The 23,976-nt window shown below is 71.8% G+C and carries 17 protein-coding genes; 4 read left to right on the top strand and 13 right to left on the bottom strand.

Features of this window, described 5'->3' with window-relative positions:
- The 3 genes from ACIOEW_RS21175 to ACIOEW_RS21165 all read left to right on the top strand — a co-directional run bounded on the left by ACIOEW_RS21175 (nt 1) and on the right by ACIOEW_RS21165 (nt 1,680).
- The gene (locus ACIOEW_RS21175; RefSeq protein ID WP_018551717.1) at nt 1-414 is read left to right on the top strand and encodes a roadblock/LC7 domain-containing protein; all 414 of its coding nucleotides are present in this window, start codon (nt 1-3) and stop codon (nt 412-414) included.
- A gap of 89 nt (nt 415-503) precedes the next feature.
- Entirely contained in the window at nt 504-1,118 is a 615-nt protein-coding gene (locus ACIOEW_RS21170; protein ID WP_401965122.1) for a DUF742 domain-containing protein, read from the top strand.
- Nucleotides 1,099-1,680 carry an ATP/GTP-binding protein gene (locus ACIOEW_RS21165; protein WP_123461870.1) on the top strand — a complete coding sequence of 194 codons (582 nt, stop codon included), beginning with the start codon at nt 1,099-1,101 and terminating at the stop codon, nt 1,678-1,680. The genes ACIOEW_RS21170 and ACIOEW_RS21165 overlap by 20 nt, the downstream gene beginning before the upstream one ends.
- Before the next feature lie 81 nt (nt 1,681-1,761).
- Here the strand turns inward: ACIOEW_RS21165 and ACIOEW_RS21160 are convergent, their stop codons facing one another.
- From ACIOEW_RS21160 to ACIOEW_RS21120, 9 genes are all read right to left on the bottom strand, one after another.
- Nucleotides 1,762-1,965 carry an acyl-CoA carboxylase subunit epsilon gene (locus tag ACIOEW_RS21160; RefSeq protein WP_362556685.1) on the bottom strand — a complete coding sequence of 68 codons (204 nt, stop codon included), beginning with the start codon at nt 1,963-1,965 and terminating at the stop codon, nt 1,762-1,764.
- A gap of 63 nt (nt 1,966-2,028) precedes the next feature.
- Nucleotides 2,029-3,612, bottom strand: coding sequence for an acyl-CoA carboxylase subunit beta (locus tag ACIOEW_RS21155; protein ID WP_362556683.1), 1,584 nt, complete (start codon nt 3,610-3,612; stop codon nt 2,029-2,031).
- Nucleotides 3,613-3,765: 153 nt separating this feature from the next.
- On the bottom strand, nt 3,766-5,004 hold the full coding sequence (locus tag ACIOEW_RS21150; RefSeq protein WP_401965121.1) for a carbohydrate ABC transporter substrate-binding protein: 1,239 nt from the start codon (nt 5,002-5,004) through the stop codon (nt 3,766-3,768).
- Nucleotides 5,001-6,032 (bottom strand): hypothetical protein, encoded by a 1,032-nt coding sequence (locus ACIOEW_RS21145; RefSeq protein WP_401965120.1) that lies wholly within the window; start codon nt 6,030-6,032, stop codon nt 5,001-5,003. The genes ACIOEW_RS21150 and ACIOEW_RS21145 overlap by 4 nt, the downstream gene beginning before the upstream one ends.
- Entirely contained in the window at nt 6,032-7,456 is a 1,425-nt protein-coding gene (locus ACIOEW_RS21140; protein WP_401965119.1) for a hypothetical protein, read from the bottom strand. The genes ACIOEW_RS21145 and ACIOEW_RS21140 overlap by 1 nt, the downstream gene beginning before the upstream one ends.
- Nucleotides 7,457-7,606: 150 nt before the next feature.
- The gene (locus ACIOEW_RS21135) at nt 7,607-9,904 is read right to left on the bottom strand and encodes a tetratricopeptide repeat protein (RefSeq protein ID WP_401965117.1); all 2,298 of its coding nucleotides are present in this window, start codon (nt 9,902-9,904) and stop codon (nt 7,607-7,609) included.
- Nucleotides 9,901-11,292, bottom strand: coding sequence for a serine protease (locus tag ACIOEW_RS21130; RefSeq protein WP_401965116.1), 1,392 nt, complete (start codon nt 11,290-11,292; stop codon nt 9,901-9,903). Before ACIOEW_RS21130 ends, ACIOEW_RS21135 begins: the two co-directional genes overlap by 4 nt.
- A 67-nt stretch (nt 11,293-11,359) precedes the next feature.
- The gene (locus ACIOEW_RS21125) at nt 11,360-13,693 is read right to left on the bottom strand and encodes a polysaccharide lyase 8 family protein (protein WP_401965115.1); all 2,334 of its coding nucleotides are present in this window, start codon (nt 13,691-13,693) and stop codon (nt 11,360-11,362) included.
- A gap of 154 nt (nt 13,694-13,847) precedes the next feature.
- Nucleotides 13,848-17,720 carry an endo-alpha-N-acetylgalactosaminidase family protein gene (locus ACIOEW_RS21120; RefSeq protein WP_401965114.1) on the bottom strand — a complete coding sequence of 1,291 codons (3,873 nt, stop codon included), beginning with the start codon at nt 17,718-17,720 and terminating at the stop codon, nt 13,848-13,850.
- Between the two features lie 348 nt (nt 17,721-18,068).
- Between ACIOEW_RS21120 and ACIOEW_RS21115 the strand changes: the two genes are divergently transcribed.
- Nucleotides 18,069-19,298 carry a glycoside hydrolase family 64 protein gene (locus ACIOEW_RS21115; protein ID WP_362556671.1) on the top strand — a complete coding sequence of 410 codons (1,230 nt, stop codon included), beginning with the start codon at nt 18,069-18,071 and terminating at the stop codon, nt 19,296-19,298.
- 139 nt (nt 19,299-19,437) lie between these two features.
- On the opposite strand, the gene ACIOEW_RS21110 is transcribed toward ACIOEW_RS21115, so the two are convergent.
- Genes ACIOEW_RS21110 through ACIOEW_RS21095 form a run of 4 tightly spaced genes read right to left on the bottom strand, consistent with a single transcriptional unit; the run spans nt 19,438 to nt 23,928 of the window.
- Entirely contained in the window at nt 19,438-20,373 is a 936-nt protein-coding gene (locus ACIOEW_RS21110) for an ROK family protein (RefSeq protein ID WP_401965113.1), read from the bottom strand.
- The gene (locus tag ACIOEW_RS21105) at nt 20,370-22,079 is read right to left on the bottom strand and encodes an ABC transporter ATP-binding protein (RefSeq protein ID WP_362556667.1); all 1,710 of its coding nucleotides are present in this window, start codon (nt 22,077-22,079) and stop codon (nt 20,370-20,372) included. The genes ACIOEW_RS21110 and ACIOEW_RS21105 overlap by 4 nt, the downstream gene beginning before the upstream one ends.
- Complete coding sequence (locus tag ACIOEW_RS21100; protein ID WP_401965112.1) at nt 22,076-22,972, bottom strand: ABC transporter permease; 897 nt, start codon at nt 22,970-22,972, stop codon at nt 22,076-22,078. The genes ACIOEW_RS21105 and ACIOEW_RS21100 overlap by 4 nt, the downstream gene beginning before the upstream one ends.
- Nucleotides 22,969-23,928 (bottom strand): ABC transporter permease, encoded by a 960-nt coding sequence (locus ACIOEW_RS21095; RefSeq protein WP_362556663.1) that lies wholly within the window; start codon nt 23,926-23,928, stop codon nt 22,969-22,971. Before ACIOEW_RS21095 ends, ACIOEW_RS21100 begins: the two co-directional genes overlap by 4 nt.
- Between the last annotated feature and the right edge of the window lie 48 nt (nt 23,929-23,976).

The following is a 23,976-nucleotide window of genomic DNA, read 5'->3' as shown; positions in this document are numbered from 1 at the left end:
ATGAGCCAGGCGGCGCAGAATCTGAACTGGTTGATCACCAACTTCGTGGACAACACCCCTGGGGTGTCGCACACGGTGGTGGTCTCCGCGGACGGACTCCTGCTGGCGATGTCCGAGGGATTTCCGCGCGACCGTGCGGACCAGCTGGCGGCTGTCGCCTCCGGTCTGACGTCGCTGACCGCGGGTGCCTCCCGGATCTTCGAAGGCGGCGCGGTCAATCAGACAGTTGTGGAGATGGAGCGAGGGTTCCTCTTCATCATGTCCGTTTCCGATGGATCTTCGTTGGCCGTTCTTGCACACCCGGACGCCGATATCGGTCTGGTTGGGTACGAAATGGCCCTTCTGGTCGACCGAGCGGGCAGTGTCCTCACTCCGGACCTCCGTGCGGAGCTTCAGGGAAGTCTTCTTAACTAGTAATCAGGCAGTGCGTTTCGCGTCACCGCGCCATAAGGTGCGGTGGCGCGGGCCCACTGGGATCGGGACCGGCAGGCGGAGGAGGAATCGTGGGTACACCCCCAGGCGGGCACCAGTTCGACGGTGGCCGGCACACACCGGGTGAGCACGGGGACAATGGTTTCGGTTTCCCCTCCACACCCGGCAGACAGGGCGCACAGCAGCCTTATCAGCCGTACCTGCAGCCGCAGCATGTTCAGGGCTCGGAGTGGCCGCAGCAGCCCCACCGGCCGCAGCGCCCGCACCGGTACGACTCTCCGCAGCAGCCCCGGATTCAGCCGGTGCAGCCGCGTCGGGCCCCGGAGCCGGCCGCGCCCGCGGCGCACAATCCGCTGGTTCGTCCGTACGCCATGACCGGTGGCCGGACCCGACCGCGCTACCAACTCGCCATTGAGGCGTTGGTCAGTACGACGGCCGATCCGTCCCGGCTGCAAGGGCAGTTGCCCGAGCACCAGCGGATCTGCCGGCTGTGCATCGAGATCAAGTCGGTGGCCGAGATTTCGGCCTTGCTCTCGATCCCTCTCGGCGTTGCCCGGATCCTCGTAGCCGACCTGGCTGAGGCCGGACTCGTCGCTATCCACCAGCCCGGCGGCGACGAGTCCGCCGGCGGCCAGCCAGATGTGACACTGCTCGAAAGGGTGCTCAGTGGACTTCGCAAGCTCTAGCGGCGGAGCAGCCCGCTCCACTACCTCGGCGAAGATCGTGGTGGCAGGGGGCTTCGGCGTGGGTAAGACCACGTTTGTCGGTGCCGTTTCGGAGATCAATCCGCTGCGTACCGAAGCCGTGATGACGTCCGCCTCCGCGGGCATCGACGACCTGACGCACACCGGGGACAAGACCACCACGACGGTGGCCATGGACTTCGGCCGCATCACCCTGGACCAGGACCTGATCCTGTACCTCTTCGGTACACCCGGACAGGACCGCTTCTGGTTCATGTGGGACGACCTCGTACGCGGCGCCATCGGCGCCGTCGTCCTGGTCGACACCCGCCGCCTCGCCGACTGCTTCCCCGCCGTCGACTACTTCGAGAACAGCGGCCTCCCCTTCGTCATCGCCCTCAACGGCTTCGACGGACACCAGCCCTACACCCCCGACGAAGTCCGCGAAGCCCTCCAGATCGGACCCGACACCCCGATTCTCGTGACGGACGCGCGGCATCGGGCGGATGCGAAGAGTGCGCTGATCACTCTGGTGGAGCACGCTTTGATGGCGCGCCTGCGGTAGGTCCCTCCCGGGTCCGGATGTACGAAGGGCCCCGCACTCCGTGAGGAGTGCGGGGCCCTTCGGCGTGTGCGGGCTTGCGGATCAGCCCTGCCAGCTGTGGGGGGCGCGGAAGCCGGGGGTGCGCTCCAGGCGGCGCCAGCCCGCGGTGTCGCGGCCGTGGCGGGCGGGGGCGTCGGCGGGCTGCGCCGCGGCGCGGGCGAGCAGGACCGCCGTTATGGCGGCCAGCTCCTCGGGGTCGGCCAGACCCTTCTCGACGCGCAGCACGGACGCGGTGGCAGTGCTCATGAATGTCTCCGTCTTCTCGGCAGGTCTTCGCGGGGCCTTGCAGGGTTGCTGCGGGGCCGCGGACTACTGCGGGGGGTTGCCGTGCTTGCGGGACGGCAGGTCGGCGTGCTTGGAGCGGAGCATCGCCAGCGAGGCGATCAGGACCTCGCGGGTCTCGGCAGGGTCGATGACGTCGTCGACCAGGCCGCGCTCGGCGGCGTAGTACGGGTGCATCAGTTCGGCCTTGTACTCCTTGACCATGCGGGTCCGCATGGCTTCCGGGTCCTCGGCGTCGGCGATCTGCCGACGGAAGATGACGTTGGCGGCACCTTCGGCGCCCATCACCGCGATCTCGTTGGTCGGCCAGGCGTAGGTGAGGTCCGCACCGATGGACTGGCTGTCCATGACGATGTAGGCGCCGCCGTAGGCCTTGCGCAGGATCAGCGAGATCCTCGGCACTGTCGCGTTGCAGTACGCATAGAGCAGCTTCGCTCCGTGCCGGATGATTCCACCGTGCTCCTGATCCACGCCGGGCAGGAAGCCGGGCACGTCCAGAAGAGTGATGATGGGGATGTTGAATGCATCGCACATCTGGACGAACCGGGCGGCCTTCTCGCTCGCCTCGATGTCCAGGACACCCGCCAGGGCCTGCGGCTGGTTGGCGACGATGCCGACGACCTGGCCGTCCAGGCGGGCCAGCGCGCAGATGATGTTGCGGGCCCAGCGCTCGTGGATCTCCAGGTAGTCGCCGTCGTCGACGAGCTCCTCGATGACCTTGTGCATGTCGTACGGGCGGTTGCCGTCGGCCGGGACGAGGTCCAGCAGGACATCGCCGCGCCGGTCGGCCGGGTCGTCGCTCGCCACGGTGGGCGGGTTCTCCCGGTTGTTCGAGGGCAGCATCCCGATCAGGTAGCGGACCTCGGCGATGCAGGTCTCCTCGTCGTCGTACGCGAAGTGCGCGACGCCCGAGGTCTCGGCGTGCACATCGGCGCCACCGAGGCCGTTCTGCGTGATCTCCTCGCCGGTGACCGCCTTGACGACGTCCGGTCCGGTGATGAACATCTGCGAGGTCTCGCGGACCATGAAGACGAAGTCCGTGAGCGCCGGGCTGTAGGCCGCGCCGCCCGCGCACGGGCCGAGCATCACACTGATCTGCGGGATGACACCGGAGGCCCGGGTGTTGCGCTGGAAGATGCCGCCGTAGCCGGCGAGCGCCGAGACGCCCTCCTGGATACGGGCGCCGGCGCCGTCGTTGAGCGAGACCAGCGGGGCACCGGCCGAGATGGCCATGTCCATGATCTTGTGGATCTTCGTGGCGTGGGCCTCGCCCAGCGCGCCGCCGAAGATCCGGAAGTCGTGTGCGTAGACGAAGACCGTGCGGCCGTCGACCGTGCCCCAGCCGGTGATGACACCGTCGGTGTACGGCTTCTTCTCCTCCAGGCCGAAGCCGGTCGCCCGGTGGCGGCGCAGCTGCTCGACCTCCTTGAAGGAACCCGGGTCCACGAGCAGCTCGATGCGCTCACGCGCCGTCAGCTTGCCCTTGGCGTGCTGCGCCTCGGTCGCCCGCTCACTCGGTCCGCGCCGGGCCTGCTCGCGCAGTGCCAGCAGTTCCGCCACACGGCCACGGGTGTCGCTCGGCTCGCCCTGGGTTTCGTCCACAACGGTCATGCATCGACCCTACGAACTCGACCTAGAGAAACCTGCCGTCGACTCCGCACAGTCTCCTGCCCGGTTTCCTGGTGGAGCCTGACAGAACTCGTGACCAATGCAGGCGAAGTACCATGCCATACCCCTGCATTTTTGTGGATGTTCCACAAAGGTTCACTGTGGTCTGCCACACACCCCGGTCAGCCGGTGGGTGTTCTCGGCCTGGGCATTCTGGACCTTCTGGATGTCCGTCAGCCTCGGCCGTACCGGCTCCGCGGGGTGCGCCATCGTGAGCAGCACGGCCTCGTAGAACGCGTCCCGCACCGCCGCCGGCATGACGTCCGACGCGTCCAGGCACAACGGCACCCGCGGGTCCGTGAAGCGGCGGCTCACCTCTTTGTCGACCGCGCCCTTCTTGGGCGGGACCGCGGCGTTCGGCGAGAACACCCCGCCCTTGCGGCCCCACTCCTCCTGCGCGTCCCGCGACGCGAGCCGCCGGATCAGCTCGCGCGCCTGACCGCCCTCGCCGAAGAGCGCGGCGAAATCGGCCGACACCTCGTGGGCCCTCACCGTATAGCCGCCGCCTGGCAGCAGCGGCGCCGAGTCGTCGAACATCGCCTCGCCGCTGCGGTCCCCGTAGAAGGCGCGGGCGAAGGACCCCTGGTGCTCCAGATCACAGCCGCCGCCCAGGAGCAGCCCGTGCCCCCCGACCGGACCGCGGTGGTCGGCCAGCAGCATCCGGTGGGCCACGTCCGGATCCTGGGCGAGCATCCCGGCCCAGGTGGTCCAGGCGGCGATCACACGGTCGTCGGTCCAGTCCAGGTCCCCGGTCGCCCAGCGCTCGTACAGCACCGGGCCCATGCGCTGGAGGATGAGGTCCTCGATCCAGTCACTGCCCGGCCAGCCGGACGCACCGTCGTCGCCCATGCCCATGCACCAGGAGGTCAGCGGTGCCGGGTGGGGCTGCGGCGCCTCGCCCTTGCGGTACCAGACGATGGACTTGAGGTCGGCCTTGAGCGGCATCCACAGATGGTCGGCGACGCCCTCCGCTCCGGGCCGCCAGGGCTTCCCGTACTCCGTGGGCTCGTACAGGCCGCGCAGCGAGCGCAGCCGGCCCTCGGCCGCGTACTCGACGAGTTCGCCGATGCCCGGCAGGATCGCGATGTCGGGCGGGTTGCCCGCCTGGACCTCGGCGAGCAGCACCTCGCGGGTCGCGGCGGTGCCCTGGTAGGTGTAGGGGATCCCGAAACCGTTCAGGACGTCCTTGAACTGGAGCTCCTGCTCGTCGGTCCACGGGCCGAGGATCGTCACCTTCGGTTCGGCGTCACTGCCGCCGGGGGCCGCGAGACCGCAGCCGGCCGCTGTCATGAACAGGGCCAGGACGAGCAGGAGCGCACGGGTGCAGCGGGTCATCCGGCCCTCCAGTAGTCGGCGTTGAGGCGCCGGACGATGCCGACGGCCGGCAGCAGGACGATCAGCGCGCCGCCGCCCAGCGCCCCGTAGTACGTCCAGCTCTGCCAGTTCTGGGCGGCCAGCCGGCCGCGCAGGTCCGTGGACTTGTCGGTGACGAAGCGCTGGGACTTCGCCAGGCTCTCGTGGTTGTTGGCCTGTTGCTCGATCCCGACCAGCTGCAGGCGGGCGCTGTCCAGCTGCCGCTGGGTGCTGACGGTCGCCCGCAGCGGGACGACCGCCAGGGCGACGATCACCAGCAGCGCCGCCAGCAGCCAGGGATCGCCGCTGCGGCCGCAGCGGCCGCGCAGGACCCACAGGGCGCTGATGGCGGTCAGGGCCAGGACCAGCAGGCCGAGCTCGGCGGCCGCCCAGCCGGTCTGCTGAAGGGTGCCCAGGGAGCTGACCCGGTCCACGCGCCGCATCTGATGCTCCTGGAGGACGTCCAGGCGCGGCACGACCCCGGTGCCGGGGCGGCGCAGGAGCGTCTGCGCCTCCTGGAACTTCTCCTGCTGCATCAGGTCGTCCGTGTCCCCGACGTACTTGACGGCGCCGAGCGTGAGGGAGCTGCTGTACGAGGTCATCACGCCGTTGACCGTTTCGAGGACGCCGCGGCCGCGTTCCCCGTCGAGCTGCACATCGGAGAGCCGGGACAGGCCCTGCCCGGCGGCGGACAGCTGGGTCTCGTACCGCGCACCGGCGCCGACCACCGTGTCGGTCCTCTGGGTCACCGACTTCTGCGCCTCCTCGTGGGCGCGCAGCAGCGCCAGCTGAGTGGCCGCCACACCCTGTACGGCGGGGGCCCCGTGGGTGCGCATCTCGCCGGCGGCGTTCTGCACCTCCCGGTACGAGACGAGCAGGGCGGTCATCGAGACGAGCGCGGTCACCACCATGACGACCAGATGCCGCTCCAGCAGCCGCCTGGTACGTGAACGGCGCGAGCGGCGGGTCCGAAAGGCGCGCACCCGGCGGACCGGCGAGGGCATCGGCATCACAGGCTCCTTCCGCAGGCGATGCAGAACCGGGCGTGGGGCCCGGCGAGATGACGGCAGTGCGGGCACTTCACCGGCTTCCCGGTGGTGTGGCCGGGCAGTTCCAGCCGGTGGCCGGAGGCGATGTGCAGCCGCCCCCGGCGCACGGTGCCCCGGTCCACGGTCGGGCCGACCCGGACCAGTCCGCGCGGACCGTCGACGATGTCGGCCACCTTGCGCACGTCCTGGAGGACCCAGGCGGCACCGATCTCCGTGGCGAGCCGGACCGCGAGGCCGAACTGCTGCTCGGCCTCGTCGCGGCTCATCGGGTCGAGTGCGGCGTATCCGCGGTTGAGGGCGGTCCGCATCTGGGTGGCCGCGTTCATCGCCTGCAGCGTGCCGCCCCCGCCGCCGGTCGCTCCCGCGCCCACGGCGACTCCGGGCGGCAGCCAGCGCACCAGCAGCGCGGCGGTGGCGTCCCCGACGGAGACGGTGGCCAGTTGCAGCAGCACGCCGAGCGGGTCGGTGCTCGCGTCGGCGAGCACGGTGAGGAGGTAGTCGCGGGTGCCCGGCTCCCACTGGTGGGTGGGGAAGTCGACCCGGTACGGCTCCTCCTGCCGCAGGACGGGTCCGATCCCTTGCGGCCGGGGGGCGGTCTCGGTCAGTGCCACCGCGCGCACCGCCGGACGCGCGGTCACCACGACGGGCAGTTCGGGGCTGCGGACCCGGCGCAGCCGGCGCAGCGCGCCGGTGGCGGCGGGGCCGAACCGGTCGGGGGTGTGTTCGGCCGTGCCGTGCAGGCTCTCGACGAGGGCGAGCAGCGGCGCGGGATCCCAGTCCCCGCCGACCGCCAGCACATCCGCGGTGAACGCGCCCTGGCAGGCGTCGAGTTCCGCCCGCAGTGCGCCACCACCGCCGTCCGGTCCGGCGTCGTCCGCCGGGTCCCGGCCACTGCCGTCGGTGATCAGCAACAGGTGCCGCAGCGGCAGCCGGCGCTCGGCGAACAGCGCGCGGGCGGCGGCGAGCCAGGCCGGATACCCGGGCGGCGGCCGGTCGCCCGAGGCCGGGACGATCCGGCCCGCGCTGAACGCGGCGCGGCGCTTCTCCATGGTGTCGGCCAGCGCCCACCGGCCGCTCAGCGGGTAGCAGCGGGTCGGCTCCCCGCTCGCGTCGGCGCCGCCCAGGACGGCGAAGGAGACACCGTCGGGCAGGGCGCGCAGCGTGGCGGCGAGGGCGGCCGCCGCGGCCTCCCGGCGCCCGGCGGCGACGTCCAGCGCGATGACCACGGCGAGTTCGATGCCGGGCACCTCGTCACGGGGGCCGATGCCGACCGCCTCGACCCGCAGATGGGCGCCGATCCGGGCGTCGTGGTGCGGCTGCTGATCGCGCCGGACGTCCAGGGACACCATGAACTCCAGCCCGGACGACGGGGCGTCAGCGCCCATGGGACTGCCTCCAGCGGTTACGGAACGGGGTTGCGGCGGACGTGAGCGGGACTGCGGACAGCGGCATTCGGACGCGGGTCCGCCGGCACCGGCTGTCGGACGCGGTCCGCGGACAGCGGCTGTCGGACGCGGGTCCGCGGGCACCGGCTGTCAGAAGGGGGTCTGCGGGCGGACCGCGTGGGAGAGGTCGATCATCCGCTCGTACTCGGCCGGTCCCTGCCGTTGCCGGGCCAGCCAGCGGTAGCACTGCTCCAGCTCCTCCCGTACGTCCCGCTCCCCGGGCACGACCGGGGGCGGCAGCCCGATCCGCAGCAGGCCGCCCCGGGGCCGTGCGGCCCGGCCCGCGGCCCGGACGGCGTCGAGCTTCCACTCGTACAGTTCGGTCCGCAGCAGCCAGGCCGCCTCGTCGCCCGCGACCACCGGGGACGACGTGCCCGGCCCCGGCGCGAGGGCGGTGAGACAGGCGTCGATCTCCGCCTCATCGGGCAGCGGCCGCTCCCCCGTCGCGAGCCGGGCCGCCCGGATGCGCAGGGCGGCGATCCGGGCGACGGTGTGGTCCCGCGACTCGTCGGGCACCAGGCCGAGGACCTCGGTCGCCGCGGCCCGGTCGCCGCGTGCCAGGGCGAGCCTGGCCAGTCCTAGGGCCGCCCCGACGTGCGAGGGGTTACGGGCGTGCACGGCCCGGAAGAGTTCGTACGCCGAGGGGCCCGCCGCGGCCGGCCGGCGGTCGCCGAGCTGTTCCGCGCAGTACGCCAGCGCCAGCTTGGCCGCGTACTCGCCGGGCAGGGCCCGGTGCACGGCCGAGAAGTGCTCCAGGGCCGCTTCGAGCATCGGCTGCCGGTCGTCCAGTACATCGGCGCTGCGCAGCGCGACGAGTCCCCAGTGCCAGCTGAGCCGCCACTGCCGGACCGGCCCCGGGCCCGGTATCGCTGCCGCGGCCTGTACCTGCTCCCGGGCCGCGGCAAGTGCCTCGTCGCCGTCCTTGCCGATCAGCAACCGGGCGTTGTGCAGGCAGATCTCCACCGACCGTTCCCCGTGGTCCGGCTGGGCCAGCGGCTGCCCCGGGTCGTAGCTGCTGACCCCGAACCGGGCGGCCTGCGGGTCTCTCGGATAGGGCCGGGGCACCGGCAGCCGGCGGGCGATCTCGGTCGCGGTGGGCAGCCCCGAGTCGAGCGCGGGCGCCTGCGGCGTCTCCCGACGGCCGTACAGCGGGCGGCGCAGCCAGTGCGCGTAGTCGGGCACCGAGCCCAGGCGGGCGCCCAGCAGTTCGGTGGACGGGGTGAAGTAGGCGGAGGGTTCGGGCTGGTCGCGCTTGCCGCGCAGGGCCCGGATCTCGCGCAGTACCCCGCGCAGCTGGCCGGCCATGTCCTCGGCGGAGCCGAACCTGCGGTCCGGGTCGTGGGCCGTCGCCCGCTCCACGACCAGCCGGAACGAGCTGATGCCGAGCCCCGGCACATCGTCACCTACGGCCCAGCCGGCCAGCTCGGCCAGGGTGACCCCGACCGTGTGCACGTCGTGGGCGACGGTGAGCGGGCCCGTGCCGTCCATCTCGGGTGCGGCGAACCACGGGGTGATGACGGGCGGCGGATCGGTGGCGCCCGCCTTGCGGACCCCTCCGAGGTCGATGACCTTGATGCCGTCGAGGTGGTGGATGACGTTGGACGGCTTCATGTCGCCGTACAGGAAGCCCATGCCGTGCAGATGGGCGAGGGCCTCCAGGATCTGGCAGCCGTAGGTGATGACGTGCTCGATGTCGAGGACGAAGGCGCCCTGACGGGTCGATTCGACGACGGCCGTCAGGGTCCGGTCGCCGACGTCCTCCATCACGATGTAGCCGCCGGACACGGTGCCGTCCGCGTTGCGGGTGCTGACGAAGTCCCGGATCTGGACGATGCGTTCGTGCCGGATGGCGACCAGGCTGCGGCGCTCCTCACCGGCCTGGGCGGCGCCGCGCTCCGCGTACCGGTTGAGGAGGCCCTTGACTGCGACGAAGTCCTCCAGGTGGGTGTCCTCCGCCAGGTAGACCCAGCCCTGGCCGCCGTGGGCGATGGGACCACGGATGCGGTACTGGTCCTGGAGCGGCGGCCCGTCCTTCGTCAGCTCGGGACGGTAGGAGTACGGGGCGCCGCACTGGGGGCAGTACCCCTCGTCCGGCGGCGGGGCCGCCGTGTGCGGCGGGACGAACGAGGTGCGGCACGCCTCGGCCGAGCACGTCATCACGATGCGCACCGGCTGCTCGGCGGCGGCGAGGCGCTCGGCCGGGCTGCCCGGGTCCAGCAGCGGCAGTTCGAGCAGTCCGGCGGGGCCGTGCCGCTCGGGGGCGGTGGGCAGTGGCGGCAGTCCGGGGGCCGCTTCGTCACGGCCGCAGGTGTCGCAGTAGCCCGTCGGCTGGACCGCCCCGCCGCAGGGGGCGCCGGTGAAGCGCCGGTGCGGGCACGGAATCCTCATCGGTGCTCCGCGGGCCCGCGCCCGGTCCGCGGGCCGGGCAGATCCGCTGCGCCCGTTCCGTGCGCCCGGCCGAGGTCGTCACGTAACTCCCGTAACAGCAGCTTGAGTTGGGTCAGCTGGTCCTGCGGATCGGCCAGCATTCCCAGCTTCCGCAACCGGTGGCGGCGGGCCGCCGCCCCGACCGTGGGGCGCGGGACCAGGGAGGCCGATTCCACCATGCCCCGCAGTCCGGCCCACTCCCGCTCGATGCGCTCGACCCGGCGGACCAGCGTCTCGGCCCGCTCCTCCAGGGCGGGCACCAGCAGGTGCCGCGCCACCTCGGCCAGTCCCGCGCCGTCGGCTCGGCGGAACACGACAAGCAGCCTGAACCCGAGCGTCCTGACGCGTGCCAGCAGCAGCACGAGAGCCACCGGGTCCGGGTCCTCGTCCAGGCCGATCACGGCGAGCACCGGTCCCGATCCGGCGGGCCGGCCGCCTTCCGTGCGGTCCGGGGCGGTGCCGCCCTCCAACAGCCAGTCCCGGTAGGCGTTGTGCTGGTACCGGGGCGGCCGCAGCTGCGCCACGAGGGTCTCGACGAGCTCGGCGGGCGTCGTGCTCCCGCCCCGGCAGACGAGGTGGGCCCGGTGGAGCTGGTGTTGCAGGACGCGGTCGCGGCCGCTGCCGTGTGCGACGACACCGAAGCGCACGGCGGGCTCCTCACCGCCTGCGAACCACTGCCGCAGCCGCTGTTCCAGCCCCCGGTCCCAGCCGTCCGGCCCGCTCAGCTCGGCGACCAGCGGCACGAGGGCGGCGATGCGGTCGACGGGGATCATGTACGAGAACGCCAGGTCGTTCTCGGTGGGCGGTGCCAGTTCCAGATCGCCGCGCCAGCTGACGACCAGGCCGACGACCTCCTCCGTCCCCGGCCGCTCGCCCCGGGTCTGGACGGCGGCGCCGCTGAACCCGGGGCGCACCACCTCGGCGTTGGTCCCGGCGTCGAGCTGCACCCAGTCCCCGTGCAGCCCGCTGATCCGGCCGCTCAGCCACATCCCGTCGTCGAAGCTCTGGGAGTACCCGCCGATCCACACCTCGCGGCCCCGCTCCAGCCCTCTTCCGAGCGGCGCGGGCGCCGCCTGCGGGCGGGGGCTGTCCAGGGCGAGCACGGCGACGTCCTCACCGCCTGCCCCCTCCGGTCCCGGCAGCCAGCCGTCCGGCGCGACCCGCGCGCCGACGGGCGGGATGCCTGGGCTCTCGGCGAACTCCACCCACATCCGGGCGTCCGGCTCCCCGACGACATGGGCACAGGTCAGCAGCCGGTCCTGCGTGAGGAGCACCCCGGCCCCGCACACGAGCCCCTCCGCACCGCCGCGGCGTAACCGGAGCCGCCAGTCCGCTCTCAACTCCCCCATACCGCTTGAGAGTACGCGTGCAACAGCCATGGTTCCCAGACTCCGCGCATACTCCGGCCCCAACGGGTTACCGGACGTCGCACCGCAGGGTGGCTCCCGCCGTCCCCGGGTCCACGCCGATCACGAGCCGCCGGCCGGTGGCACGGACCTCGATGCCCGGGTCCGCCGAGACGACCTCGCGCACCGGCCGGTCCCAGACCACTTCGAACGGCGCACCGCTCCGGTCGGGCCCGCTGACCCGGACGGCTGTCGCGCTCCGGCCCTCGCGTACGAGGACACTCGCCGGCCCGGTCGAGGAGAGCCGTCCGGCGGTGCCCGGCTGCCAGAAGTTGGCGGCGGTCAGCCCGAGCGAGCGCACGGCGACGGCCTGCACGGCCGCGGTGTTGGCGAGCACCGTCAGCCAGTGCCTGTCGGCCGCGCGGGCGGCGACGGTGCGCCGGGAGGCGCCGGGCATCAGGAGGTAGAGGTAGGTGGCGTCGGCCGGGTCGGTGCCGTGGTCGAGCCAGAGGGTCTGCCAGTGACGGGTCTGCCGCTCGGTGGAACTGGTGGTGTTGATGTCGGACCAGGCGCCGGTCCTGGCCTCGCGCAGGGTGCGCAGGGCCGCGCCACCGGGCAGCACCCAGCCGCCGTGTCCCTCCAGATGGGCCCAGCGGGGGCGGTCACCGTCGTCGACGGTGAGGGCCTGCCGCCCGTCCGGCCCCAGGTTGCGGTTGTCGACGACCGTCTCGACGGGGACCCCGTCGGCGGCGCTGATGCCCGCACCGAGGCAGATGACCGCGTCCGCGGCGCAGAACCAGGACTTGCGGGCCTCCAGGGTGGAGCCGAGGCCCTTCACATGCTGTCCTACCGCCGCGAACTCGCCGTCGTGCGCCCCGCCGACCCACTGCACGGCCGGGCGGGGTTCGCCCCATTCGCCGCCGGCCCGGTCGGCCAGCCGCTTGGTGGAGACGGTGGTGCCGGGCAGCCGGTACCAGTCGACGGTGGGCCAGAACCAGTCGGTGTACTGACCGCCGCCGTCCCGGCCCTGCCACCAGTAGAGCATTCCGGCCCCGGTGTGCCAGCCCCGCGGATTCTCGCCGTTCCCGCATTCGTACGCGCTGATCCGCTCCGACGCCATGGACAGGTTCGCGACCCAGCCCGGGCGGCGGTGCACGGCCCGGTCCATGGCGGCGAACAGGGTGTGGCCGACGGGTTCGGGCGCCGCGGGGACGGGCGCGGCCACCGCCGCGTGCAGCCGGGACAGGTCGGCTACGCCGAACTGCGGGGCGGCGAGGACGGGGCTGACGGTGTCCCGTTCGATCCAGCCCTTGACCATGCCGTTCCACCGGTCGCGTTCGGCGGCGGACGCACCGCCCGCGAGCAGCGCGACGGCGGCGATCAGGCCCTGGCCGTGGAAGTGGTCGCTGCGCATGATCCGGAGCTCGTCGCTCTTGAGGAGGCCCCGGCTGATGGCACGGCCGTTGACGCTGTCCATCATCAGGCCGTCGTGGATGAGCGGGGCGTAGGCGTGCTCGACGCTGTCGAGGATGATCTGCCGGCCGGGGTCGGTGACCGCCCAGGTGGATCCGGCCAGCAGCGCGAAGAGCCGGCCCAGGCCGTCGAGCATGACCTGGCCGTATGTGCCCGAGTAGGCGACCCAGGTGTGCTGGACGAACGAGCCGTCGGCGTAGAGGCCGTCGCCCTTCGTCACGTAGGGGAAGACGGGCGACAGCGCGTCGCGCGCGAGCGCGGTCCTGGCCGCGTCCCGGCCGAGGATGCCGCGCAGGGCGACCGAGCGGCACAGGTCGACCCGGTTGGCGCCGGTCGAGGTGCCGCTGTAGTCCGTGAGCATGGTGTCGGGGATGAAGTGGTCGACGGCGGCGCAGGCGGCCGCGACGCGCTCCTCGCCGAGGTGGGGGCGCAGGACCGCGACGATGTCCATGAGCAGGCGCGGGCTGCCGATCTGCCATTCCCACCAGTTGCCGTACCGGGCCGTGGCCGGGTTGTAGACGGTCGTGGAGAGGTGGTCCAGGCCGCGGACGATGTCGGCGAGGAGGCCCTCGTCACCGGTGTGGCCGGTGCCCTGCTGGGCGTACGCCTGGGTCATCGTCCACAGCCGGCTGTAGCTCCAGGTGATGCCGGACGGCGGGTCGAAGGTGTGCCCGGCCCAGAGGGAGTCGGCGGCGGGGGCCATCGTCGAGCGGAATCCCGCGGCGAGTTCACCGGTCTCGGCCAGCTTGGCGGCGTAGGGCTCGGTGGCGGGGTCGTAGCCGGTACCGAGCGACAGATCGTTCCACCGCAGCCGGAGCGTCTCGAACTCGTCCTGCGCCGCACGGGCCGTCGGGGCGAGCGCCAGACCGAGTGCGGTGGCACTGCCGGTGGCGAGAAAGGCACGGCGGGACCATGCGGGCAGGAGTGACACGGGGCTACCTCCGGTGGGCAAGTGGTTTAGACCGGTCGGTGGTTGGTCTAGCACGCGCTTACTACGACGGGGAAGGGGGCAGGCGATGACGGCCCGCCCCGACGGGGAAGGGGCGGCCCGATGACGGCCCGCCCCCTTCCCCTCATGGAGCCGTTCAGCTTCCGCAGTGGAAGCGGGCGCTGCCCCAGTCGGCGTGGTCGTTGCCGTTGCCGTCGCCGCCGTCACCGGCGATCAGCTCGACGTACTTCGCGCCGGTGACGTCCGCCGTCAGCGACCAGGCGGAGTCGGCGGCCTTGAGGACCGGCGACTTCACCTTCTCGGTGCCGTCGGCCGTCACGGAGAACTGCACACTGCCCGCGCTCTTCTGCACGTCGTCCACGCCCACCTCTGCGGTGAACGAGGTGCACTTGCCGCCCAGGTAGTAGCGGACCTTCGCCGGGGCGTGGCTGCCGAGGCCCTTCTCGTACACCGTGCCACCGATGGTCAGCGCGGTGCCGTCGCCGGTGCCGGTCTCGCCGTTGGAGAGGTCGCGCTCGACCGGTCCCCAGCCGTTCTCGGTGGCCGTCCAGTCCAGGTCACTGGCCCAGCTGTCCGTGGTGGGCGGCGGCGGCAGGGTCCGTACGGAGGTCTGCGCGCCGAGCGTCCGCTGCGCGCCGCCGACCGTGTACGTGGCCTCGGAACTCAGCGGGTACGTCTGGTACTTGGCATCCACCGGCGGGGTGACCTGCCAGCTCGCGGTGGCCTTCGCACCGGCCGCGACCGAGTCGAAGGTGACGGCGCCCGCGGGCTCGGCCTTCCAGCCCTCGGGGAGGGTGAGCTTCACCGAGACCGCGGTGGCGGCGGTGGCCTCGTAGTTGGTGAAGCTCGCCTTCACGGTGTTGGCCGTGCCCGGCTCCAGGGTCTCGGCGGCCGGGTCGAGGCTGAGCGTGCCGCAGGCGGCCTGCTCACCGGCCGGGGCGGCGCCCAGGTCGGTCACGGTGAAGCCGTCGAGGGCGAAGTCGGCGCCGTCGGGGGCGTCGCCGCGCTTGCGCAGCCCGGTCCAGGCGTCACCGCAGCCCGCCGTGACGGTCTCGCTGAAGTGAGCGGTGGTGTGCTGCGCACCGATCGCGGTGGTCCGGGTCTCGACCGCGTCGGGTGCGCCGGCCGCGGTGATCCGGTCGTAGCCGTCGACCCATTCGTAGGCGCCGGCGTGGCTGGACTGGTAGTCGTACTCGACCTTGTAGCGGTGGCCGTCGGTCATCGGGACGGTCCAGGGGGCGGTCCGGTAGACGAGTCCGGTGTTCTCCTCGTGGGCCTTGAGGGACTCCTTGCCACCGAGCACGTCGTCGATGAGCTTCCCGTTCCAGCCGGCCTGCGTGTACGGGGCGTGCAGCTGGGAGACGCTGGTGCGGGGGTCGGTGGCGCCGCCCGCGTCACCCTTGAGGAAGGGTCCCCAGCCCTGGTCGACGTCCTCGAAGTCCTCGTACACGACGGTGTTCTTCTTGGTCACCGGGGCGTTGGCGACGATGCGTACGTCATCGGCACGGACGGTCGCGTCGCTGCCGCCGGCTGCCTCGATGCGCAGGGTGGTGCGCCCGTTCGCCGGGGCGGTGAAGTTCACCTTGGCGCGCTGGAAGTACGTGCCGTGCCAGTCGGAAGCGGCGACGTAGTCCTTCGCGGTGGAGCGGTCCACGGCGACGGACTTCCCGCCGGCCGACAGCGTGGTGTGCCGGGTCTTCCCGGGCTGGACCTCGATGAGGGCGGACGCGGTGTAGCGCGTGCCGGGCTTCAGTCCACCGATGGTCTGGGCGAGCGCGGCCGTGCCGGTGCCGGAGAGCTTCGCGCTGTTGCGGCCCTGGCTGTCGGTGTCGCGGGCGGCGGTGCCGGTCTTCGACCAGGCGGACAGCCTGCTGTCGTTGAAGCCGGGGTCGTCGACGAGGGTGCCCTCGCCCCACTTCGCGTCGGCGGCCTTCGGCGCCTTGTCCGGGTAGAGGACGTAAGGCTGTCCGGCCTCGGCCGTCAGCGTGATCTTCCCGTCGGCGGGACGGACCGTGCCGGTCTTGACCCGGCCGTTGTCGGTGAGCTCGTAAACGGTGTACGTGCCCTTGGAGGGCACCGCCCAGCTGCTCGTACCGCCGGACTTGCTGTAGTGGTACAGCTTCTTTCCGCCGTCCCACGGCAGCAGGTAGTCGGTGCCGCTGAGCACCTTGCGGCCGTGGTCGTAGAAGGTCCGTTTGCCGTCCTCGACCGTGCCGCTCACCCCGCCTGTGAAGGTGATGTCGTTGCCGTCCCAGCGGGTGATCTTCTGCTGCTGGAGGTACTTGGCGGGCAGGTTGCGCTGCCAGATGTTGTCGTAGAAGGCGTTCCAGTCGGTCTCACCGGTCCAGCCCTCGAACTCGTCGATGGCGGTCTGGCCGAGTACCGGGTCGTTGTTCCAGACGTCCTTCTCGTCGTTGCGGATGAACCGGATGATCTGCGAGTTGAGGCCCTTGTTGGTGGCGCCGCCGTAGTCGAGGTCGTTGGCCCAGTGCGACCAGAGTGAGCCGCGTTCGAACTTGTCGGCCCATTCGCTGGAGACGTTCCAGCCCTGCGTCTGGAGGGACTGGAGGGTCTTGTCGGCGATCCAGCCGTGCGTGTAGTAGACGTCGATGTACAGCATGCTGAGGTTGCTGCCGGTCTCGTCCCGCAGTTGCTGGAAGCGCTTGGCCAGGTCACCGCTGTTGATGTCGCGGCGCTGGTCGATGTAGTAGCTCTGGTTGAGCCAGTTCCAGCCGGGCTTCGACTTGTCGACGAGGTTCTCGTCGAACGCCTTCGCCTCGGGGTAGGCCTCGGTGGCGTTGACGTGGACGCCGAAGGTCGCGCCCCACTTCTTGCCGTCCTTCAGGAGCTCGTTGAGGTCCTTCAGCCCGCCTGCGCGCTTGTTGTAGTTGCCGCCGTAGTCGGGGTGGGCGGAGTCGTGCCCCTCGGACGCGTACCCCTTGAGCAGCGCGAGCTGGCCGAGGCCGTCCGTGGAGAGGGAGATCCGCTTGACGTCGTCGAGCGTGCGCAGGAAGGGATGGGTGGCCTGGCTGGCGAAGTTGAACGGGATGTGGGTGACGACCCGGTCCGCGGTGTCCTTGCTGCCCGGGGCGACCACGCCGATGGAACGGAAGGCGATGGCGCCGTCCTGCCAGTCGACGGTCTCGTCGCCGTTGGCGTCGGGGGTGACGACGACCTTGGCCCAGGGCAGGTTGTCGCCGCTCTCGGGCTTGGGCGCACCCTCGCCGCGGTAGGTCCACTGGCCGGACCAGACGCCGACCCGGGTGGAGCCGTCGTCGTCCTTGCGGGCCTGGTGCCAGAAGCGGGCGTCGTCGCCGCCGGTGGCGCCGGCGGGCTTGTCGTACGAGGAGTTGGACTCGACGGCGGCCGCGAGCGAGCCGGTGTTGACGATCGCGTAGGTGCCGCCGACCGGTGCCGCGTCGGCCTTGGTGGCGTCGGTGACCTTCGCGAAGACGTCAGCCGTCTTCGTCGAGTCGGGGTCGAGCCTGGTGAAGGCGGTGGCGGCCCCGGTGTCGGTGCTCGCGACGGAGACGAGGTCGTGGCCGGGGATGTCGATCGTGCCGACCCGGAACGCCTCGGTGTCGCGGACGGCCGTCACCTTGAAGGTGGTGGCGCGCCCGGAGACGGAGAGCGAGGCGTCGATCTCGACGCCCGGCAGACCGGCGAAGACGAGTGTGTAGCGGGCGGCCGATGCCGTGATCCCGGGCGCGCCCTTGAGCTGCACCGGGTGTGCGGTGCCGTTGAGGGTGACGGCGGTGACCGGCCGGGTGCTGCCGGACAGCTGAGCCCCGGTGGCGCGGTCGGTGTACGTGAGGACGCGCGGGAAGTCGTCGGCGACGGCGACGGCGAGCTGCGCCGATCCGATGACGGGCGCGTCCGCCGGGACGGCGGACTCGGCCGCGGCGGAGGCGGGGGCGGCGGCTGAGGCGGGGAGGGCGGTCCCCACCAGAGCCAGGACGGCTGCTGAGGCGGCGGCTGCGGCGCCCACCGAAGTAAATCTTGGCGACATGTGCTCTGCGTAGTCGCCGTGTCGTGACACCGTCAACGACGTACGGCCCCGAGGGCCTCTCCAGTCCAACAACCGTGCCGCGTAAGTCCAAGTCCGTGTGCGCAGGTCATGGCGCCCGCCGTGTTCAGTTCCTGATCACTGCAACGCGGCCAGTTCAGCGCCACCCCACCAAATACCGGCGACCTGCGTCGAGTTGTGAAGACTTCCTTCTTTTGAGAGCGCTCTCAGTCGCAAGTCTTGACGCCCGTGCCGGCCGTCGCGAGAGTAGTGCGCACCGCGGACGCCCCCGTTCCACCTCCCCGCACGACCACCCCGTCCGCGGCCCCCCACACACCCCGGAGTCGCCCCATGATTTCGCGCAGAATGTTCCTCTCCGGCGGCGTCGCCGCTTCCGCCACCGCGCTCACCTATCCCCTCTGGGGAAGCGCGCTGAGCCCGAGCGCGTCGGCGTCCGCCGCGACCTGCGAACTGGCCCTGGAGAACAAGTCCCTGCCCGGCCGGGTCAACGCCTACGTCACCGGCCACGAGCAGGGCACCGACCGCTGGGTGCTGCTGCGGCCGGACGGCAGCGTCTACCGCCCCGACTCCCCCGCCGCCCCTCAGACTCCGCTGCCGGTCGACTGCGCGATCCCGCTGAACGCGGCGGGCGGCGCCCCGGTCGTCCTGACGCTCCCGCAGATGTACGGCGCCCGGGTCTACTTCGTCCGCGACGACACCCTGGACTTCTACCTGAACCCGGGCCCGTCCTTGGTCGAGCCGGCCTTCGCCACGTCCACGGACGCGAATTACGGGCGCACCTGGTCGTTCTGCGAGTTCACCTTCAACCCGCAGCAGCTGTACGCGAACATCAGCTACGTCGACCTGGTGACGGCGCTGCCGATCGGCCTGAAGCTGGAGGGCGACACCACGCACACGGTGGCCCCGCTCCCCGACGGCGCCGTGCAGAAGATCGCCGACGGCCTCACGGCCCAGGCAGCCGCCGACGGGCAGCCGTGGGACAAGCTGGTCACGCGTGGCGCGGACGGCAGCGTGCTGCGGGTCATCTCGCCGCAGAACCTGATGGCCCCGTTCTTCGACCGCCCGGACCAGATGCCGTTCCGCGATCTGTTCACCGCGCAGATCGACGAGGTCTGGGAGAAGTACCGCTCGACCGATCTGCGGATCGACCTCCAGGGCGGGCGCGGCGTCTTCACCGGGCGGGTCAGCGGCGACACCCTGACCTTCAACGGCGGGCACACCTTCACCAAGCCCGTCTCCAAGGACATCTTCACCTGCAACCACGGGCCGTTCACCAACAACCCGGCGGACTCCGACGACAAGAAGGGCCTGCTGGCCCGGCTCGCGGCCGGCTTCAACCGCTCGATCATGCTCAGCCACCCCGACCAGCCGAACGGCACCACGGTGGCCGACTACTACCAGGGTGCGGTGACCAACCACTGGTCGCGCATCGTCCACGCCAACAGCCCGATCGGCTACGCCTTCCCGTACGACGACGTACGCCCCGAAGGGCAGCCGGACGTCTCGGGCGCCGCGAACGACGGCAACCCGCGGCGATTCACGGTGACCGTGGGGTCCTGACCCCCTTCCGGGTACGCGTGTGCCCCCGTCGGTGGATTCCACGACGGGGGCACACACAGGCCGGGGCCCGGACGGCCCGGCAACCGGTTTCCCGGTACCGGGGCGGGGGTCCGATGCCTCTCCACTGCGCCGAGAGGCATCAGGCCGGGGAACACACCCCGAGTTCCTGCCGCGCCCTTGCCGCGCCGCCGACCGGTACGGCGTCGGCACCCAGGCCGGACCTGACCAGCCGGACGGAGTGACCGCTCACCGGCGGTTCGGCGGCCAGCGATGCGAGGATGATCGGGCTCAGCAGCGACCACGCGCGGCTGACCCCGCCGCCCACGACCACCGTCGTGATGTCGACGACGCCCGCCGTCATCACGATCGCCCGTGCGATGCCGGCACCGGCGGCCCGGTACACCGCGAGGGCGTCCGCGTCACCGCGGTCCGCCGCTCCCGCGACCTCGCGGGCGCTCAGCCGCCGGCCGGTGCGTTCCGCGTAGCGGGCACCGATGGAGCGGCCGGAGGCCAGGGTCTCCAGATGCCCCCGCCCGCCGCACGAGCAGAGCAGGTCACCGAAGCCGGGGATGTGCCCGATCTCGCCGGCCGCGCCGTGGGGTCCGGTGAACAGCGTGCCACCGCTCCACAACGCGCCACCGACACCGGTGCCGAGGGTGATCCCGAGTACGTCCGGCTCGTCCCGGACCGCGCCGCCCGACGTCTCCCCGTACAGGAAGGCGTTGACGTCGTTGTCCAGGAAGGCCGGGACTCCCAGCGCGTCCTCGACGGCCTCCGTCACCCCGAACCCGGCCCAGCCGGTGAAGGAGTCGCTGGCCACCAGGATGTGACCGGTGCCGGAGTCCACGACGCCGGCGGCGCCGACCCCGCACCCGGCGAGCCGGCCGGGGGTGCGCTCCAGCAGCGGGGTCAGCACGCCCAGGGCCGCGCGGATCATGGCCGGGCCGCCGTGAGCCGCCGGGGTGACCGTATCGGCCCGGTCCAGGACGGTCAGGTCGTCGTCGCACAGGACCACCTGTGTGGTGGTGCCGCCGATGTCCACGCCGGCGAAGAGCCTGCGGTCGTACGGGTTCATGCCTGGACCTCCGTCCGGCCGGCCGAGAGGGCGGCCAGGCGCTCGGCCCTGCGGCCGCGCTGGATCACCGGGTCCGGCACCGGTACTGCGGCCAGCAGGCCGCGCGTGTAGTCGGTCTCCGGGTGCAGGAGGGTCGCCCCGGTGGGGCCCTGCTCCTGGATCCGGCCGCCCCGCAGGACCACGACGCGCTGCGCGAAGTGCTGGACGACGGCCAGGTCGTGGGAGACGAAGAGGCAGGCGAAGCCCAACTCCTCCTGGAGCTCGGAGATCACTTCCAGTACCGCCTGCTGCACGCTCACGTCGAGCGCGCTGGTGGGTTCGTCGGCGACCAGCAGCCGGGGCTCCAGGACCAGTGCACGGGCCAGGCTCACCCGCTGGCGCTGACCGCCGGACAGCTCCCGGGGTGCCCGGTCGGCGAGTTCGCGCGGCAGCCGGACGCGGTCGAGGATGGCGGCCACCTTGCTCCGGCGGTCCTTGGCGGAGAGGCCTCGGCTGTGGACCCTGAGCGGCTCGGCGACGCACTCGCCGACCGTCATCCGGGCGTCCAGCGACGCGACCGGGTCCTGGAGGACCACGCCGATGCCGGCCCGCAGTGCCCGGCGGGCCCGGGATCGGGAGCGCCCCAGGTCGGTGCCGAACAGGGAGACCGTGCCGGAGCTCGGCGCGATCAGACCGAGCGCGACCCGGGACGCGGTGGACTTGCCGGAACCCGACTCGCCCACAAGCCCCAGGGTCTGGCCGGCGTACACGGCGAGGGAGACACCGTCCAGAGCCCGCACGGCGTTCTTGCCGCGGCCGAAGACCACGGAGACGTCGCGGAGTTCGGCCACCGGCTCGGTGCCCGGGTCCACGGCCGGGGCGGCCGGGGCCGCCTGGCCCGCCTCGGCCACCGACAGCCGGGGCACGGCGGCCAGCAGGCGGCGGGTGTACTCGTGGGACGGGCGCAGGAGCACGTCCTCGACCGGTCCGGTCTCCACGATCTCGCCGCGGTACATCACGGCGACCCGGTCGGCGAAGTCGGCGACGACGCCCATGTTGTGGGTGACCAGCAGGACACCGGTACCGGTCTCGGCGGCGAGCCGGCGCAGCAGGTCGAGGATCTCGGCCTGCACCGTGACGTCCAGCGCGGTGGTCGGCTCGTCGGCGATCAGCAGGGCCGGGTTGTTGGCGATGGCCATGGCGATGACCACTCGCTGGCGCTGCCCGCCGGAGAGCTGGAAGGGATAGGCCGTGGCCCGCCGCTCCGGTTCGGGTATGCCGACCTTGCGGAGGAGTCCGACGGCCTCGGCGGCCGCGTCCTTGGCGGACACCTCGCGGTGGTTGCGGATCACCTCGGCGATCTGCCTGCCGACCCGGGTCAGCGGGTCCAGCGCGGTGGCGGGCTCCTGGAACACCATGGAGGCGGTCCGGCCGCGCAGCGACGCGAGGTCGCTCTCACGGGCGCCGACGACCTGGGTGCCCGCGATGACGGCGCTGCCGGTGGCCCGGGCGTTGCCGGTCAGCAGGCCCATCGCGGCCAGCGCGATGGTGGACTTCCCGGAGCCCGACTCGCCGACGAGGGCAAGGGTCTCGCCGGGTTCGACGTGCAGGGAGACACCCCGCACGGCCGGCACCTCACCGGTCTCGGTGGTGAAGACGACGCCGAGGTCGTCGAGTTCGAGGATCGGCCCGGCCTGCGGTGCGGCGGGGCTCTTGGTGACGGTCATCCGCGTCCCCTCACGTCGAATGCGTCGCGGAGCCCGTCCCCGATCGCGTTGAACGCCCACACCACCAGGATGATGGCCAGGCCGGGCGGAATGATGAGCCACCAGTAGCCGGAGTAGGCGGCGGTGAGACCGGCCGACAGCATGCCGCCCCAGTCGGTGGCCGGCGGCTGGACGCCCAGGCCCAGGTAGGAGACGTAGGCGACGAGCAGGATGGCGTCGGCGATCTGGAAGGTGGCCGCGACGATGATGGTCGAGACCGAGTTCGGCAGGATGTGCCGGATGATCGCCCGGCTGTGCGTCCCGCCGATCGCCCGGAGCGTCAGCACGTAGTCGCGGTTCTTCAGACTCAGCGTCTCCGCCCTGATCAGCCGTGACGGCACCAGCCAGGAGACGAAGCCCAGGATGACGATCAGGCCCGTCAGGTCCGGGGTGGTGATGGCCGAGACCACCAGCAGGATGAAGAGCGCCGGGATGGCGATCCCCGCGTCCACCACCCGCATCATGACCGCGTCGACCCAGCCGCCCGCGTAACCGGCGACGGCGCCCCACAGGGTGCCGATGACGGTGGCCAGGACACCTGCGGCGAGACCGACGATCAGCGACACCTTGCCGCCGTACATGAGCCGGCCCAGTACGTCGTGGCCGACCGCGTCGGTGCCCAGCCAGTGCGAGCCGCTGGGCGCGAGGTTGACCTGCTGGAGCATCGTGTGGGTCTGGTCGGTGGAGTACACCAGCGGACCGACGAAGCAGAACAGGAAGAAGACGGCCACGACGCAGAGCCCGACGACGGCGAGCCTGTTGCGTCGGAAGCGCCGGACGGCGAGGCGGGAGCCGGACGCCGCGGGGGCGGTGGCCGTTCCGGGCGCCTGGACCGGCTGGATGACGGCACTCATGCCCGGCCTGCCTTCACTCGGGGGTCGATGACACGCTGGACGATGTCGGCGAGGAGCGTGCCGGTCACCGTGGCGACCGCGATGACGAGCACGCAGCCCAGGAGCACCGGGTAGTCGGAGGACTGTGCGGCGGTCCAGAAGAGCAGGCCCATACCGGGGTAGTTGAAGAGCTGCTCGACCACCAGCGCACCGCCGAACAGCACCGGCACGTAGTACCCGAGCATGGCGACCACCGGCGTCAGCGAGTTGCGGAACACATGCCGCCACAGGATGGCGCGGGAGCGGGAACCGCCGGCCCGCGCCGTCCTGACGTAGTCCTCGGAGAGGTTCTCCAGGGTGGCCGCCCGCATGTAGCGGCTGAACACCGCGATCATCGATGCGGCGCCCGCGACCACCGGCAGGACCAGTGCCTGCGGTTCGGAGAACACCTGGGCGAGCGTGTCGCCCTGGGGTGCCTGGGAGGGGAACCACGGCAGCACCTGGCTGAACACCAGCACCAGAATCAGCCCGAGGAAGTACACGGGCGTGGAGTAGGCGATGAAGCTCAGCGTGGTGATGACGTAGTCCGCCGGCTTGTTGCGACGCATGGCCTGCCACATGCCCAGCGGGATCGCCAGTACCAGGCCGACGATCGCCGACAGGATGGTGAGCAGCAGGGTCTTCGGCAGCCGTTCGGTGATGAGCTGGGACACCGGCTCGTTGAGGGTGTACGAGGTCCCGAGGTCGCCGTGCACCAGCTGGTTCAGGTAGTAGAGGTACTGAACAGGCAGCGGCTTGTCGAGGCCCTGTTCGTGGTTGAAGGACGCGATCTGCTGCGCGGTGGCCTGCGGGCCGAGGATCCCGCGTGCGGGACCCCCGGGCAGGGCGTGCAGCAGACCGAAGACCACGATCGTCACGATGACGATCACCACGACGGCCTGGAGGACCCGCCTGATGAGGTACGAGGAAGTGCTCATGTGTTTTCCGGTCGCTTCGGCTCAGTGATGCGCGTGGTCGGCGACCGG

Origin of the sequence: Streptomyces sp. NPDC087901 (assembly GCF_044742205.1) — a bacterium.
In the GTDB taxonomy this organism is placed as follows: domain Bacteria; phylum Actinomycetota; class Actinomycetes; order Streptomycetales; family Streptomycetaceae; genus Streptomyces.
The sequence above is the reverse complement of the archived record's forward strand: the minus strand, read 5'-3'. Positions and strand labels throughout refer to the sequence as shown.

What these genes read in the sequence shown, in the direction of transcription:
- ACIOEW_RS21105 (WP_362556667.1), bottom strand. Translation starts at nt 22,079, where the DNA reads ATGACCGTCACCAAGAGCCCCGCCGCACCGCAGGCCGGGCCGATCCTC.
- ACIOEW_RS21120 (WP_401965114.1), bottom strand. Translation starts at nt 17,720, where the DNA reads ATGTCGCCAAGATTTACTTCGGTGGGCGCCGCAGCCGCCGCCTCAGCA.
- ACIOEW_RS21145 (WP_401965120.1), bottom strand. Translation starts at nt 6,032, where the DNA reads ATGCCGATGCCCTCGCCGGTCCGCCGGGTGCGCGCCTTTCGGACCCGC.
- ACIOEW_RS21130 (WP_401965116.1), bottom strand. Translation starts at nt 11,292, where the DNA reads ATGGGGGAGTTGAGAGCGGACTGGCGGCTCCGGTTACGCCGCGGCGGT.
- ACIOEW_RS21155 (WP_362556683.1), bottom strand. Translation starts at nt 3,612, where the DNA reads ATGACCGTTGTGGACGAAACCCAGGGCGAGCCGAGCGACACCCGTGGC.
- ACIOEW_RS21140 (WP_401965119.1), bottom strand. Translation starts at nt 7,456, where the DNA reads ATGGGCGCTGACGCCCCGTCGTCCGGGCTGGAGTTCATGGTGTCCCTG.
- ACIOEW_RS21175 (WP_018551717.1), top strand. Translation starts at nt 1, where the DNA reads ATGAGCCAGGCGGCGCAGAATCTGAACTGGTTGATCACCAACTTCGTG.
- ACIOEW_RS21100 (WP_401965112.1), bottom strand. Translation starts at nt 22,972, where the DNA reads ATGAGTGCCGTCATCCAGCCGGTCCAGGCGCCCGGAACGGCCACCGCC.
- ACIOEW_RS21115 (WP_362556671.1), top strand. Translation starts at nt 18,069, where the DNA reads ATGATTTCGCGCAGAATGTTCCTCTCCGGCGGCGTCGCCGCTTCCGCC.
- ACIOEW_RS21160 (WP_362556685.1), bottom strand. Translation starts at nt 1,965, where the DNA reads ATGAGCACTGCCACCGCGTCCGTGCTGCGCGTCGAGAAGGGTCTGGCC.
- ACIOEW_RS21095 (WP_362556663.1), bottom strand. Translation starts at nt 23,928, where the DNA reads ATGAGCACTTCCTCGTACCTCATCAGGCGGGTCCTCCAGGCCGTCGTG.
- ACIOEW_RS21135 (WP_401965117.1), bottom strand. Translation starts at nt 9,904, where the DNA reads ATGAGGATTCCGTGCCCGCACCGGCGCTTCACCGGCGCCCCCTGCGGC.
- ACIOEW_RS21150 (WP_401965121.1), bottom strand. Translation starts at nt 5,004, where the DNA reads ATGACCCGCTGCACCCGTGCGCTCCTGCTCGTCCTGGCCCTGTTCATG.
- ACIOEW_RS21110 (WP_401965113.1), bottom strand. Translation starts at nt 20,373, where the DNA reads ATGAACCCGTACGACCGCAGGCTCTTCGCCGGCGTGGACATCGGCGGC.